Consider the following 14,603-nt stretch of genomic DNA (forward strand, 5'->3'; position numbering starts at 1 on the left):
TTCCTGTCACTCGTCGACTATTCAAACAGAACCCTGGAGCCTGCCCACTGATTCGAGAGGTGCCCCATGAGTCTGCTGCTTGAACCCTATACCCTTCGTCAATTGACCCTGCTTAACCGCATCGCGGTGTCACCGATGTGCCAATACTCCAGCGTCGATGGGCTAGCCAATGACTGGCATCTGGTCCACCTGGGCAGCCGTGCTATCGGCGGCGCTGGTCTGGTATTCACCGAAGCCACGGCGGTCACCGCTGATGGGCGCATTACCGCCCAGGACCTCGGCCTCTGGAATGATCAACAGATCGAACCCTTGCAACGTATTACGCGCTTCATCGCCGCCCAGGGCGCCGTTGCCGGCATTCAGTTGGCGCACGCCGGGCGCAAGGCCAGTACGCATCGGCCGTGGCTCGGCAAGCATGGCAGCGTCAAGCCGGAGGACGGCGGCTGGACCCCGGTCGGCCCTTCGCCGATCGCTTTCGACCCTCAGCACACACCACCCAAGCAACTCGATGAGGGCGAGATCGCTGAGGTAATCCAGGCCTTCGTCGATTCAGCCAAACGGGCGCTGACCGCCGGTTTCAAAGTGGTCGAAGTACATGCCGCCCACGGTTACCTGTTGCACCAATTTCTTTCGCCCCTGAGCAATCAGCGACGCGATCAGTACGGCGGTTCGTTCGAGAATCGGATTCGGCTGGTGCTGCAAGTCACCGAAGCGGTGCGTGCCGTGTGGCCTGAAGAGTTACCGGTGTTTGTGCGAGTGTCGGCCACCGATTGGGTGGAAGATGGCTGGAACCCCGATGAAACCGTGGAGCTGGCGCGACACCTCAAAGATCTGGGCGTGGACCTGATCGATGTCTCATCGGGCGGGACGGCGGTGAACGCCGAGATTCCTACAGGCCCCGGTTATCAGACCCGTTTCGCCGAGCGCGTACGCAAGGAGTCAGGCATTGCCACTGGCACCGTAGGAATGATCACCGAACCGGCCCAGGCCGAGCACATTCTGCGTACCTGTCAGGCCGACATCATCTTTCTCGCCCGGGAACTGTTGCGTGATCCGTATTGGGCGCTGCATGCCGATGATGATCTGGGCGGGCACAAGGCTGTCTGGCCGGCGCAATATCATCGGGCGACCCATCGTGACCAGCCGATTCATGAATCGGATTTGCGTGACTGAAGGGGGCTGTAAACCAAAAAGCCCCGGTCGTGTTGACCGGGGCTTTTTTGCGTTTCTGTGCTGAGATATTTGTTGTCTGTCAGGCCGTCTTCGCGGGCAAGCCTCGCTCCTACAAGGCGGAGCGTTCATCACCGATCCCGTAGGAGCGAGGCTTGCCCGCGAAGGGGACCGCCCAGACAACCTCTTACCCTCAGGTGTACTTACGCTTATCAGGTGCAGGCGGGAAATACTGGTACAACCAGGTTTCACTCAACGTCCGGTCATTGGTGCGAATGAACAACCGCAGTTCCACCGGAGCCACGCTGTCATTGGTCGGGTACCAGTCGAAGGTAATGCGGTAGCCCTTGATGTCATCGAGCACCAACACGTTGAAGTCCTTCACTTGCCCATTCGAGCAGGTCACCACCGGCTCGATCCCCGCGCCTTCGGGCAAGCGGTCCAGACCACCACCGGTGAAATCCACGGCAAAGCGTCGTGCCCAGACCTCTGGGTAATGCTCGCCCGGCGCCCAGCCTTCAATGAAACCGCCCATGCCCGAACGGGTCGCGTTGACCCGTGCCAGAGGCGTACTCACCGGCGGCAGGGCACTCCAGTAGAGCTTGTAGCCATAGTTGAGGGAGTCCCCGGCCGCGACCGGTTTTTTCGGCGTCCAGAATGCAACGATGTTATCCAGGGTTTCGCCGGTTGTAGGAATTTCCAGCAAATCGATAGAGCCTTCGCCCCACGCGGTTGTAGGTTCTACCCACAGACTCGGGCGCTTGCTGTACCAGTCGACGGTGTCTTGATAATTGGCGAACTCGTGATCGGTCTGCACCAGGCCGAAACCTTTAGGATCGGTGTCGGCGAAGGCATTGAATTGCAGGGTGGCCGGGTTGTTCAGCGGGCGGCAGATCCATTCGCCGTTGCCGCGCCACATCGCCAGGCGATCGGAATCGTGGATTTGCGGGTGAATGGTGTCGCACATGCGCCGTTCGTGAGTGCCGCAGCTGAACATGCTGGTCATCGGTGCGATGCCCAATTGCTCGATGGCGGTGCGGGCATTGACGTGGGCGTCGACCTCCATCACCACACGCTCGGCCTGGCAATCGATGTCAAAACGGTAGGCGCCAGTGGCGCTCGGCGAATCGAGCAGGGCATAAACCACGAAACGGGTGCTGTCCTTGTCTGGTGTCTCGAACCAGAACTTGGTGAAGTCCGGAAACTCTTCGCGCTTCTTGGCGTACGTATCGATCGCCAGGCCGCGGGCTGACAAACCGTACTGGCCGGTGGCATCTACCGCACGGAAATAGCTGGCGCCGAGGAACGACAACACGTCGTGCTTATCCAGCTCCGGGGCCTTGAACAGCTTGAACCCGGAGAAGCCCAGATCGCCTTTGAGCTGTTTAGTGTCGACGGTGGTTTTTTCATAGTTGAACAGCGACGGGCGGAAATGCACCTCGCGCGCCAGTCGAGTCTTGGGATCGACGCTGTACATGCGCACCGGTTGCTTGAAACCCATGCCGACGTGGAAAAACTGCACGTCCAGCTGACCTTTCAAGTCCTTCCACAGCGAGTGATTGCCGTCGTAGCGGATCGCGTTGAAGTTCTGCGGTGTCATGGTCGCCAGCGTCGGCGGCAGCACCTGTTTGGTGTCCTGATAAGGCTTGCCGGCGAGCTGTTTGGCCTGGCTCTTCAGCGCTTCGAAGTCGAACGCCACAGCGTCGCCATCAGCCGCGCTGCTGCCAGCCCAGGCGTGTGCGGTCAATAGACCGGTGGCCGAAAGACCAGTGTAAGCCGCGATGGCCATGGAGGCTTTGAGCAAATTCCTGCGGTGCATAAGTACAACCTGTCGTGAACAATCCCGCGCCGTTCCTGGCACGTGCTGGATCAGAAATAACGGTTCGGACATGCCTTGGCCAAACGCAACGGACTTTAGAGCAGATGCCAATAAGCTTAAACCGTTCAGTTGCAGAGCAAAAATGATTGATGGCACCGCGACAGCGCGGCAATGAAACAAGAAATGTCAGGTAACGTTTCTCACGGCACTTTCTGATTTATAGGGCATATCTGCTTTTTTCGACTAATTACTCTAAAAACCGCTTTTCAGCGCCGATTTTATTTCTATTCTATGGGCATGACCGGTTTCGGCCCTTCAGGCCGGTGGGTTCAGCGCGTACAAGACGGCCGCTGAAATGGATAGGGCGATGCGGTTTTGCAGTTTTCTCTGACGTATAGAAGGACATCGTCCATGTCGAAAGTACAAGGCATCACTGAAATGTTAGGACTCTTTCCCTGCTTGACCACCGGTCGGCGAAGGCGTCGGCTCAGTTCGGAGGAGTTGAAGTTGGTGGAGCGGTATCGCGAACTGTCGGAGAGCGACCGGATTGCGATGCGGTATCTGGTGGATGCGATGAGGAGTGTTTCGCGGTTTTAACGGTAGGAGATCGAGGGATGTTGGAAAACCAGAGGGGCGGACTGTAAAAGTCCGTCCCTTTGTGCATCAGTTCAACGACTACAAATCAAATCGTGAATGGCCGCTGTGCCTGCATCAGATCAGGCATGTCCCGCCATTTGATCCAGGCCTGATGCTGCCAATGCAGCAGCGGCACAGAGATCCCAGCCCACTGCAACGAACTCAGGCTCGGGATGTTTCCCACCGATGCTGCGTTCGAATCACGCAGCATTGGCATGACCTCATTGCTCAGCCACTGGCGCAGGTTTCGGTTTTCCGGGACGAAATGATGAACGAGCAGGGCATACATCCCTGATTCGCTGACCATCAGTGATTCGGTCGTTTTACCGTTCTTCAGCAGCCACACATATTGGCGTTGATCAGGATCGAGCTTCAGGGTGAGTCGTTGGTCCAGCGGTCGACCCATTAAGCGACCAAGGTCTTGGACACAGAACCAGGCTTGGTTGTCCTGCATAAAAGCGTGGAGGAAGCGATTGTGACGGGTGAAGACAGTAGGAGTGTAATGAGGATGGATTTCAGAGGGATTTAGCGTGTGCTCAAGCATTTTTCGACTCCATGTTGAAAAGGAAGCCGCCACTAATCCTTCGACAGATTGGGGTGGCGGACCGCGCGGCGTTCGAAGTCGGAACATTCTCGATCAACATGTAAGCCGAGAGGCCCGCGCCACACGGCCCACCATAAAGCGAAGCTGAAAGGCAAAAATTGCCCCAGTTCATATGGGGGCGCGGATGCGCCATGTTGATGATGTTCCGGCTTCGACCCCGGGTCGCTGATTTGGCAGCGACGAGGTAAAGCCTATCGTTCAGGCGCTCGCGGCGCCAAGTCTACTCTGGCGACGCTTGTTGTAGGAATCGTTGCCTTTACTTGAAGGTTCCATCTGTAGGAATTTCCTGTTTTTGCACGAGGTGCAGAGAGACAGCGCCAAATGAATGGTTTTTCCTATATTTATTCTGCTTTCCGGAGTTAAGTGCAGGATTTCTACATGTTGATCGAATTTTCGGTTTCCAATTATCGCTCCTTCCGTGAGGCGCAAACCCTGTCCATGGTGGCGACTCCACGCCTGAGTAAAAAGCGCAATGTAATCAAACCTTCCGTGAGTGGTGAAAAACTACCGGACTTGTTGAAGGTTGCGGCGATTTACGGGCCTAACGCGTCCGGTAAATCTTCTCTTATCCAGGCGATGGGGATCATGGGACGCCTGCTTGCAACGACCCCCTCCTCAAATGATGATCCGCTGCCGGTTTCACCGTTTCGTTTTGACCCGCAGCTCAAGGACGAACCCAGTTTTTTTGAATACAACTTCATTCAAAAAGGGCTCCGATATCGGTTTGTCCTGTGCATTACTTCGCAACGGATAATCAAGGAACAACTGGTCTCCTATCCCAAAGGGAAAGAAACACTGCTGTATGAACGTCGTTTTGGTGATGAGGGAGAGCAGTATGTTTTTGGTTCAAGTCTTGAGGGGGGGAAAGATGTCCACAATGCCTGGCGGCGCCTGACGAGCCCAAAGGTGTTGTTTATTTCACAGGCCGTTGCGAATAGCAGCGAAGAGCTGACTCAGTTGCGAGCGCCGTTTACCTGGTTTCAAACCGGTCTTCTTGTCATTGAGCAGAACAATATGATGGGGCTGTCTGCCGCCTCAATCAGATTTTTGCAGGTGGCCTCGGACTACACAGTCGATTTAAAGGAGTTCTTAAGGGCAGTGGATATTCCGGTGTCTGCTATTCAACTCAATACTGAGGATGCAGATGCTGTTCCGACCAAGAAGAAGCTCACGCTTAAAGAATTCTTCGCAACGGCGCAAAAAGACAAAGTGACCCTGACACATACAAGTCTTTTGGGAACAGCAGAGTTTGATTTTTCAGAGGAGTCCGGAGGCACAAAAAACCTGATTGGCTTTTGGTTGCCCTGGTTCATGATCAATCGCGCAGATGGAAGCGGGATACTGTCTGTCGATGAGTTGGACAGCAGCCTCCATCCTGAAATAGTTGCTGATCTGATCGGGAAACATCTCGATAGCGGATTGGATACTCAGCTGATCTTTACGACACACGATACTCATCTAATGAATGAAAAAATTCTGCGGCGTGATCAGTTCTGGATCACTGAGCGCGATGCCAATGGAGCAACCAGTGTTTTTTCCGTTCACGATTTTGAAGGGCGAGAGGGGGAGGATGTTGAGAAACGCTACTTTGAAGGCCGTTACCGCGGTTTGCCTCTGATTAGGCGGGGGTGACTAATGGTGCACTCAATAAAATCATTTGATCGGAAGAAATCAAGATTCAAGCCTCAGCCCCAAGTGCTGGTTCTCTGTGAAGATAGCAAGTCAGGAAAACGGTATCTGGAGGAGGCTGCGTTTCATTTTCGCGCCAAAGCTCAGGTAGAAATTGCCCACTGCGGCGTCACGCACCCGAGCGGAATTGTAGAAAGAGCCATTGCCCGTCAGAAGCGTTTCGACAAAGTGTTTTGTGCATTGGATCGCGATACGCACCAATGTTTTGAGAGAGCGATAGATCTGGCGAGACCTCATCCGAAAATCAAAGTCATAGCATCGTTTCCCTGTTTTGAGTTTTGGCTTCTTTTGCACTTCGGTTTTAATCGAAAGCCATTTAGAGCTGTTGGGAAAAACTCTCCGGGCGACTTGGTAGCCAAGAGCCTCAGAGAAAAACCGAACATGGATAAGTACCAGAAGGGCAAAGGCATCAGCTATTTTGCTCAGCTATTGGGTGAGCCTTTTCAGAAAGCCAGAGCTTTGGCACCCAAGATTCTCGAAGACGTCGCCATCAGCGGCGAACCCAATCCCAGTACCGAAATCCATCTGCTGATGGATGAATTCGAAACCCTCTCCAAGCCTCAGCCGATCTAGCACCATCAACCCTGCCAAGAGATGTGGTCAGCATTGATGGTGTTATATCGGTTCAATTTGTTTGGCTTTTGGTGTGGGACCTGGTGGTGCACGGGCCATTCGCGAGCAAGCCCGCTCTCACAGAGATTGCGCAAATCCTGTAGGAGCGAGCGGTGCGGCGATCCGACTTGCCCGCGAAGCTTTCAATGCTTGAACATCACGTGCCGAACAACGGTGTAATCCTCCAGCCCATACATCGACATGTCCTTCCCATAACCAGACAGTTTCTGACCGCCATGCGGCATTTCGCTGACCAGCATGAAGTGGGTATTCACCCAGGTGCAGCCGTATTGCAAGCGTGCAGACAGGCGATGGGCGCAGCCGACGTCCGCGGTCCAGACCGACGACGCCAGGCCGTAGTCTGAGTCGTTGGCCCAGGCCAGTGCCTGTGCTTCATCGGTGAACTTGGTGACCGACACTACCGGGCCGAATACTTCACGGCGCACGATCTCGTCGTCCTGTTGCACGTCGGCCAGCACCGTTGGCTCAAAGAAGAAGCCATTGCCTTCCACCGCTTTGCCGCCCGTGATCAAACGGATGTGTGGTTGCGCCATCGCACGCTCAACCAAACCGGTCACGCGGTCGCGATGTTGTGCGCTGATCAACGGGCCAAGCTCCGTCGAGGGATCGTCCTGCAAGCCGTACTTGATACTGCTGACGGCCGCACCGAGCTTCTCGACGAACTGGTCGTAGATGCCTGCTTGCGCGTAAATGCGGCAGGCGGCGGTGCAATCCTGACCAGCGTTGTAGAAACCGAAGGTGCGAATGCCTTCCACGGCGGCGTCGATGTCCGCATCGTCGAAGATGATCACCGGTGCCTTGCCGCCCAGTTCCATGTGCAGGCGTTTGACGTTGCCGGCGGTGCTGGAAATGATGTTCGAGCCAGTGGCGATCGAGCCGGTCAGCGACACCATGCGCACTTTCGGATGATTGACCAGTGCGGTACCGACCGCAGAACCACGGCCGTACACCAGATTAAGTACACCAGCCGGGAAGATGTCCGACGCCAGTTCTGCCAGGCGCAGGGCGGTCAGCGGGGTTTGTTCCGACGGCTTGAGCACCACGGTATTACCGGCGGCCAGGGCCGGGGCGATTTTCCAGGCGAGCATCATCAGCGGGTAGTTCCACGGCGCGATGGAGGCAATCACGCCCACCGGGTCGCGGCGGATCATCGAGGTGTGGCCGGGCAGGTATTCCCCTCCCAGCGCACCGCTCATGCAGCGACTGGCGCCGGCGAAGAAACGGAACACGTCGGCAATCGCCGGAATCTCGTCGTTCAGCGCAGCGCTGTAGGGTTTGCCGCAATTGTCCGACTCCAGTTTGGCCAGCTCTTCGCCATGGGCTTCGACGATGTCGGCGAGTTTGAGCAGCAGCAACGAGCGTTCTTTCGGCGTGGTTTGCGACCAGGCTTGGAAGGCGTTGTCGGCGGCACGCACGGCGGCGTCGACCTGGGCTTCGCTGGCTTCGTTGATTTCTACCAGCACACGGCCAAGGGCCGGATTGAACACGGCTTGGGTAGGGCCGTCGCCGTTGACGAGTTGGCCGTTGATCAAGAGTTTGGTTTGCATGGCTATGTCCTCATCGAAGCTGTTGTTTTTCTGTCTGAACCGAACCCCTGTAGGAGCGAGGCTTGCCCGCGAAGGCGTCCTCAAGAATGTCAAAAGCTTCGCGGGCAAGCCTCGCTCCTACAGGAGATTGTTGTTGTCTGTTCCTGATCTATTTCCCGCCACTGCCTGCAACGCTTTCCCCGCCACGGGTCAGGTAATAAGCGCCGAGGATCGGCAGCATGGTCACCATCATCACCAGCATCGCGACGACGTTGGTGACCGGCACATCCCGTGGGCGGCTGAGCTGGTTGAGCAGCCACAGTGGCAAGGTGCGTTCATGGCCGGCGGTGAAGGTGGTGACGATGATTTCGTCGAATGACAGCGCAAACGCCAGCATACCCCCGGCCAGCAATGCCGAACCAAGGTTCGGCAGGACGATGTAGCGGAAGGTCTGCCAACCGTCGGCGCCGAGGTCCATCGAGGCTTCGATCAAACTGTATGAAGTGCGGCGCAAGCGGGCGATGACGTTGTTATAGACAATCACCACGCAGAAGGTCGCGTGACCGACGATGATGGTGAACATCCCTGGCTCAATCCCCAAGGTCTTGAAGGTCGCCAGCAGCGCGATGCCGGTGATGATCCCCGGCAGGGCAATCGGCAGGATCAGCATCAGCGAGATGCCTTGCTTGCCGAAGAAATCCCGTCGGTACAACGCCGCCGATGCAAGGGTGCCGAGGACCATCGCAATCAGCGTCGCGACGGCCGCGATTTGCAACGACAGCTTGATCGCTTCCAGTACGTCGGGCCGGGAGAACGCCACGCCGATCCACTTCAGGGTAAAGCCCTTGGGCGGAAAGCTGAACGCCGCGTCTTCGGTGTTGAAGGCGTAGAGGAAGATGATCAGGATCGGGAAGTGCAAGAACACCAGCCCGCCCCAGGCAGCGATGCGCAGGCCCAGGGATGCCCGGTCTTGAGATGAAGCATCAGAGCGCATCGAAAGCCCCCAGACGTTTGACGATGGACAGGTAAATGGCGATCAGCACGATCGGCACCAGCGTGAAGGCCGCCGCCATCGGCATATTGCCGATCGCTCCTTGCTGGGCGTAGACCATGCTGCCGATGAAGTAGCCCGGCGGGCCCACCAGTTGCGGCACGATGAAGTCGCCCAGGGTCAACGAAAAGGTGAAGATCGAACCGGCGGCGATGCCTGGAATCGACAGCGGCAGAATCACTTGCATGAAGGTCTGACGCGGTTTGGCACCGAGGTCGGCCGAAGCTTGTAAAAGCGATGGCGGCAGGCGTTCCAGTGAGGCCTGGATCGGCAGGATCATGAACGGCAGCCAGATGTAGACGAACACCATGAACCGCCCCAGGTGCGAGGTCGACAAGGTGCTGCCGCCGACCCCCGGAATCCCGAGCACGAACTGCAACACCGGCTCCAGCCCCAGCTGTTGAACAAACCACTGGGCCACTCCGCCCTTGGCCAGCAGCAAAGTCCAGGCATAGGCCTTGACGATGTAACTGGCCCACATTGGCATCATCACCGCGATGTAGAAAAACGCCTTGGTCTTGCCGCTGGTGTAGCGCGCCATGTAGTAGGCGATCGGGAACGCCACGACCGCACTGGCGATCGACACGACGACGGCCATGCTCAGGGTGCGCAGGATGATGTCGAAGTTCGACGGCTGGAACAGCGCGGTGAAATTCGCCAGGGTCAGGTCGGGCGTGACCGCCATGGTGAAGTCATCGAAGGTGTAGAAGCCTTGCCATAACAGGGTCAGCAGCGAACCGAGGTAGATCGCGCCGAACCACAGCAACGGCGGCACCAGCAGCAACGACAGATACAGGTTCGGCCGGCGGTACAGCAGGTTGGAAAATCGGCGCAGCGGCGAGCCTCTGGCCGGGGTTTGAGGGGGCGCTACGCTGTTCATCTCACACCCCGCCCACAACATTATCGTGCAGCGGGATCATCGCTTCACGCGCCCAACGAGCGCTGATGCGTTGCCCGGTCTGATGTTGCGTGCTGACGTCCAGCCACTGAACGTTGGCCTGGCTGATGTTCAGGGTCTGGCCGTTTTCCAGTTTCAGTTCATAGCGGGTGGCGCTGCCTTGGTACTGGATGTCGTGCAGCAGGCCACTGACTTCGATTTCATGGCTGGCCAGCGGGCCTTCGGCGAAACGCACGTGTTCCGGGCGGATCGAAAACGGTTGTGGATTGCCGCTCAACTGCTGCGCCAGATCGCCGCGAATCACGTTGGACGTGCCGACGAATTCGGCGACGAACGTGGTTGCCGGTTTCATGTACAGATTGCGCGGTGTGTCGACCTGTTCGATGCGGCCCTTGTTGAATACGGCCACGCGGTCGGACATCGACAGCGCTTCGGTCTGATCGTGAGTGACGAAGATAAACGTGATGCCGAGCTGACGTTGCAGCTTTTTCAGTTCGCCTTGCATTTGCTCGCGCAGTTTCAGATCGAGGGCGCCCAAGGGCTCGTCGAGCAGCAACACGCGAGGGCGATTGACCAAGGCGCGGGCCAGGGCTACACGCTGACGCTGGCCACCGGAGAGTTGCACCGGTTTACGCTCGCCGTAGCCGCCGAGGGCGACCATATCGAGGGCTTCTTCGGCGCGTTTCTGGCGTTCGGACTTGCCGACACCTTTGACTTTCAAACCGTAGGCGACGTTGTCGAGTACGTTCATGTGCGGGAACAGTGCGTAATCCTGGAACACGGTGTTCACGTCACGCTGATACGGCGGCAGACCGGCGGCTTCGGCGCCATGAATGCGGATGGAGCCAGCACTGGGTTGTTCGAAACCGGCGATCAGGCGAAGGCAGGTGGTTTTGCCCGAGCCGGAGGGGCCCAGCATGGAAAAGAACTCGCCGTCCTGGATATCGATGGAAACCCGGTCAACGGCCTTCACTTCGCCGAACTGTCGGGAAACGTTGGTGAACTGGACTGCAAGCGTCATGGTGCGGAGCTCCAAAAAGGCGAGGATCGTCACAGTGGCCTTGCCTGGACTTCTGAAAAATCTGAATCGTGATCGATGGGCTTTTGTGGCGAGGGAGCTTGCTCCCGCTGGAGTGCGCAGCACTCCCAAAAAAGGGTTAATGCGGTTTACCTGGTAGACCGCAGTGACTGGTTTTTGGGAGTGCTGCGCACTCCAGCGGGAGCAAGCTCCCTCGCCACAAGTATTCCTCGCCAACTATGTACCGAGTGTTACCTGCCACCCATAATCGCAATGTAATCCTGGGTCCAGCGGCTATAAGGCACAAACTTGCCGCCCTCAGCCTGCGGGGTTTTCCAGAAGGCGATCTTTTCGAACTGGTCGAAACCGTTGGTCTTGCAACCCTCGGCTCCCAGCAATTCGCTTGCCTTACACGCCGCCGGTACCGCCGGCAGCGAGCCGAACCAGGCGGACACATCGCCCTGGACTTTCGGTTGCAGCGACCAATCCATCCACTTATAGGCACAGTTCGGGTGCTTGGCCTCGGCGTGCAGCATGGTGGTGTCGGCCCATCCGGTGGCGCCTTCTTTGGGGATGGTCGAGGCGACGGGCTGTTTCTCGTTCATCAAGCCGTTGACTTGATAGGGCCAGGAACTGGAGGCCACTACGCCTTCATTCTTGAAGTCACTCATCTGCACGGTGGTGTCGTGCCAATAGCGATGGATCAACTTTTGCTGGGCGCGCAGCAGATCGAGAACGGCTTTGTACTGTTTCTCGTCGAGCAGGTAAGGATCCGTGATGCCCAGTTCCGGCTTGGCGGTTTTCAGGTACAGCGCCGCGTCGGCGATGTAGATCGGGCCGTCATACGCTTGCACGCGGCCCTTGTTGGATTTGCCGTCGGACAACTTCTGCTCTTCGAACAGCACGCCCCAACTGGTAGGCGGCTGCGTGAACACCTTGGTGTTGTACATCAACACGTTCGGGCCCCATTGATAAGGAGTGCCGTAAGTCTGGTTGTTGACCACATACCACGGTGCATCCTTGAGGCGTGGATCGAGATTCTTCCAGTTGGGGATCAGGTCGGTGTTGATCGGCTGCACACGTTTGCCCGCGATTAACCGCAGGGAGGCATCACCCGATGCCGTCACCAGGTCGTAACCGCCCTTGGCCATCAGGCTGACCATTTCATCGGACGTACCGGCCGTCTTGACGTTGACCTTGCAGCCGGTTTCCTTCTCGAAGCCGGTCACCCAGTCGTAGGTCTTGTCGGTTTCGCCCCGTTCGATGTAGCCGGGCCAGGCGACGATATCCAGCTGACCTTCGCCGGCGCCGACAGCTTTCAGCGGCTCGGCGGCCTGCAGGCTGGTGCTGGCCAGCAGCGCCGTGGTGATTGCACTGAGCAGTGCGGTCTTGTGCACAAGCATGGGTGAACCCTCTTCTTTAAATTATGGTCGGGGCAATGTTGAACGGGGTGATGCGCCGTGAGTGGCTTGTTATTAGCTTAGTGCGCTTTGTGAGAGGCAGATTGAGGCCGGGCTGTCTTATGGATTTATCCAGCCTAGTGCGCGGTCCCACGGTCGACAAATCTCAAAGGCTGCATTCGATGAAATAGTTTACGTGGGGGCGCGTTCCAGCCTGTTTGCCTAAGCGTGAGCAACATCTGGAAGCACTCTCATCGAGAGGCGTCGGGCACTTTCGATCTAGGCTGGTGGCCTTAAAGATCCGGTTAACCCGAATTCGTGGAGGCAGCAAAAATGAACACTCGTGGATTGCTCGATCAACTACTCAAATCCGGTCAGGATCTGTTGCAGAACAAGGCTGGCGGCGTCCAGAACAAAGCGTCCAGCGGTGGTTTGGGCGGTTTGCTTGGAGGCTCCAGTGGTTCGGGTGGCCTCGGCAGTGTGTTATCCGGCGCCGGCGGCGGTGCTCTGGCGGCTGGCGCCATGGGCCTGTTGCTCGGCAACAAGAAGGTGCGCAAGGTCGGCGGCAAAGTGGCTATCTACGGCGGTCTCGCGGCATTGGGCGTGATTGCCTACAAGGCGTACGGTAACTGGCAGGCCCAACAAGGCACCGCAGCCACAACCGAACCGCAAACTCTCGACCGCTTGCCGGCGGCCCAGGTTGAGCAACATAGCCAGGCGATTCTCAAGGCGTTGGTGGCCGCGGCCAAGGCTGACGGGCATGTCGATGAGCGTGAGCGCCAATTGATCGAAGGCGAGTTCAGCAAGCTCGACAATGATCAGGAGCTGCAACACTGGCTGCACGCCGAACTCAACAAACCGCTGGACCCGACCGATGTCGCCCGCGCCGCCAGCACGCCGGAAATGGCGGCTGAAATGTACATCGCCAGCGTGATGCTGGTGGATGAGGAGAACTTCATGGAGAAGTCCTATCTGGATGAACTGGCACGGCAGTTGAAGCTGGAGCCGGGGTTGAAGGCCGAGTTGGAGAAGCAGGTGCGTCAGGTGTCATCGTCACTCGGGTGAACTAACAACAGATACGATATACCGAATTTTTAATACCGTCGAAACCCCATCAACGCTGATTTCAAGGTTGATGGGGTTGTTGTTTGAAGTTGGATGCAGTTCGTCTGAGATAGATTTAGGGTCTTGGCTAGTAATTTTTGATATTAAATTCGCCTTTTAATGTTTTGCCGTTTTCTAACGTCATCTCGTAAGTACCCTGCGCTTGGCGTCGATTATCGCTGAGCTCGACGTACAATTTTCCTGATGTTGCTAGTGAATGGTTTTCTTTTATCTGAGCGGTCCATTTTACTGGAGACCCGTCGGGTATTGCCGAGTATTGTCCATCCTTTTGTACCTTGGAAATGCCAAGGGCAATATGCTCTTGAACTGCTCCTGAGGTGCGGCTGCCGACAAAGTAAAAATCATCTCGCGGTGTTCTGTGAAAAAGCACGGACTTGGCTGAAAATACTTCATTTCCATTTTCGTCTTTTGCGGTGAATGTTCCGGTGGCTGTTGTCTTTTCTAAGAGTAGTTGGCTGATTGTGTCTACTTTAGCGTTCATGTCTGTGCCTTTTTTAAAAATTTAATATCAGGGTTGTTGTGTCGCTTGGGGTAGATTAGAAGTAAGTGGCTAGGGTGACTACTGTCAGATGTGATAGTTGTTTAGCGTTTTTCTGAATGGCGGTGTGTTTGTTTTATTCTAATTTTGAGACGTAGTTTTATTAGAAATGGGTTCTCTCGGTTTGAGTTCGTGCTGAATAACCTCGATCCACCGGGTTAAAGCAACTGTACTGCGGCAAAAGGGCGTTGGTGGTGAGGGGGGCACCGTTGGGTGGCGAGCCGTCCCAAAACTTGTGGATACATACAGGCACGCCGCATCGCCACAATGTTTGTCAGGAACACCGCGTAATCGTTCTTCGCGGGCCAGCCTCGCTCCTACAGGATCGTGTCGCGTACGACCATTAACCGTAGGAGCGAGGCTTGCCCGCGAAGGCGGTGTGTCAGGCAACAGATTTTCACTGGGTGGACGCTATCGCGAGCAGGCTCGCTCTCACACGTTGATTACTGGCGCGCACAGACTGTGTGTTCACTGCAGATCTACTGTGGGAGCGAGC

General features: G+C 56.6%; 13 protein-coding genes. 5 read left to right on the forward strand and 8 right to left on the reverse strand.

Features of this window, described 5'->3' with window-relative positions:
- Nucleotides 1–66: 66 nt before the first annotated feature.
- Nucleotides 67–1,173 (forward strand): NADH:flavin oxidoreductase/NADH oxidase, encoded by a 1,107-nt coding sequence (locus PMI18_RS21800; RefSeq protein ID WP_007897616.1) that lies wholly within the window; start codon nt 67–69, stop codon nt 1,171–1,173.
- Nucleotides 1,174–1,363: 190 nt separating this feature from the next.
- On the opposite strand, the gene PMI18_RS21795 is transcribed toward PMI18_RS21800, so the two are convergent.
- The gene (locus PMI18_RS21795; RefSeq protein WP_007897617.1) at nt 1,364–2,989 is read right to left on the reverse strand and encodes a glucan biosynthesis protein D; all 1,626 of its coding nucleotides are present in this window, start codon (nt 2,987–2,989) and stop codon (nt 1,364–1,366) included.
- Between the two features lie 411 nt (nt 2,990–3,400).
- On the opposite strand from PMI18_RS21795, the gene PMI18_RS21790 reads away from it, so the two are divergent.
- Nucleotides 3,401–3,586, forward strand: coding sequence for a hypothetical protein (locus tag PMI18_RS21790; RefSeq protein WP_007897619.1), 186 nt, complete (start codon nt 3,401–3,403; stop codon nt 3,584–3,586).
- Between the two features lie 85 nt (nt 3,587–3,671).
- On the opposite strand, the gene PMI18_RS21785 is transcribed toward PMI18_RS21790, so the two are convergent.
- Nucleotides 3,672–4,169, reverse strand: a complete 498-nt coding sequence (locus PMI18_RS21785; RefSeq protein WP_007897620.1) for a BRO-N domain-containing protein — start codon at nt 4,167–4,169, stop codon at nt 3,672–3,674.
- A 438-nt stretch (nt 4,170–4,607) separates the two neighbouring features.
- On the opposite strand from PMI18_RS21785, the gene PMI18_RS21780 reads away from it, so the two are divergent.
- Nucleotides 4,608–5,861, forward strand: a complete 1,254-nt coding sequence (locus PMI18_RS21780) for an AAA family ATPase (protein ID WP_007897621.1) — start codon at nt 4,608–4,610, stop codon at nt 5,859–5,861.
- A 3-nt stretch (nt 5,862–5,864) separates the two neighbouring features.
- Complete coding sequence (locus PMI18_RS21775; RefSeq protein ID WP_007897622.1) at nt 5,865–6,491, forward strand: RloB family protein; 627 nt, start codon at nt 5,865–5,867, stop codon at nt 6,489–6,491.
- A gap of 182 nt (nt 6,492–6,673) precedes the next feature.
- Here PMI18_RS21775 and PMI18_RS21770 read toward each other — a convergent pair whose 3' ends face one another.
- From PMI18_RS21770 to ydcS, 5 genes are all read right to left on the reverse strand, one after another.
- A complete protein-coding gene (locus PMI18_RS21770) occupies nt 6,674–8,098 on the reverse strand; it encodes a gamma-aminobutyraldehyde dehydrogenase (protein ID WP_007897623.1) in 1,425 nt (474 codons plus the stop codon).
- Between the two features lie 148 nt (nt 8,099–8,246).
- On the reverse strand, nt 8,247–9,071 hold the full coding sequence (locus tag PMI18_RS21765; RefSeq protein ID WP_007897624.1) for an ABC transporter permease: 825 nt from the start codon (nt 9,069–9,071) through the stop codon (nt 8,247–8,249).
- Entirely contained in the window at nt 9,061–10,008 is a 948-nt protein-coding gene (locus PMI18_RS21760) for an ABC transporter permease (protein ID WP_007897626.1), read from the reverse strand. The genes PMI18_RS21765 and PMI18_RS21760 overlap by 11 nt, the downstream gene beginning before the upstream one ends.
- 1 nt (nt 10,009) lies before the next feature.
- Nucleotides 10,010–11,047, reverse strand: a complete 1,038-nt coding sequence (locus tag PMI18_RS21755; RefSeq protein WP_007897629.1) for an ABC transporter ATP-binding protein — start codon at nt 11,045–11,047, stop codon at nt 10,010–10,012.
- A gap of 248 nt (nt 11,048–11,295) precedes the next feature.
- Nucleotides 11,296–12,447, reverse strand: coding sequence for a putative ABC transporter substrate-binding protein YdcS (ydcS, locus tag PMI18_RS21750; protein WP_007897633.1), 1,152 nt, complete (start codon nt 12,445–12,447; stop codon nt 11,296–11,298).
- A gap of 330 nt (nt 12,448–12,777) precedes the next feature.
- On the opposite strand from ydcS, the gene PMI18_RS21745 reads away from it, so the two are divergent.
- Nucleotides 12,778–13,509: a tellurite resistance TerB family protein gene (locus tag PMI18_RS21745; RefSeq protein ID WP_007897634.1), complete on the forward strand. Its 732-nt coding sequence runs from the start codon at nt 12,778–12,780 to the stop codon at nt 13,507–13,509.
- A 127-nt stretch (nt 13,510–13,636) separates the two neighbouring features.
- Here PMI18_RS21745 and PMI18_RS0129395 read toward each other — a convergent pair whose 3' ends face one another.
- Nucleotides 13,637–14,050, reverse strand: a complete 414-nt coding sequence (locus PMI18_RS0129395; protein ID WP_033036074.1) for a hypothetical protein — start codon at nt 14,048–14,050, stop codon at nt 13,637–13,639.
- Between the last annotated feature and the right edge of the window lie 553 nt (nt 14,051–14,603).

Origin of the sequence: Pseudomonas sp. GM102 (genome assembly GCF_000282555.1) — a bacterium.
GTDB lineage: Bacteria > Pseudomonadota > Gammaproteobacteria > Pseudomonadales > Pseudomonadaceae > Aquipseudomonas.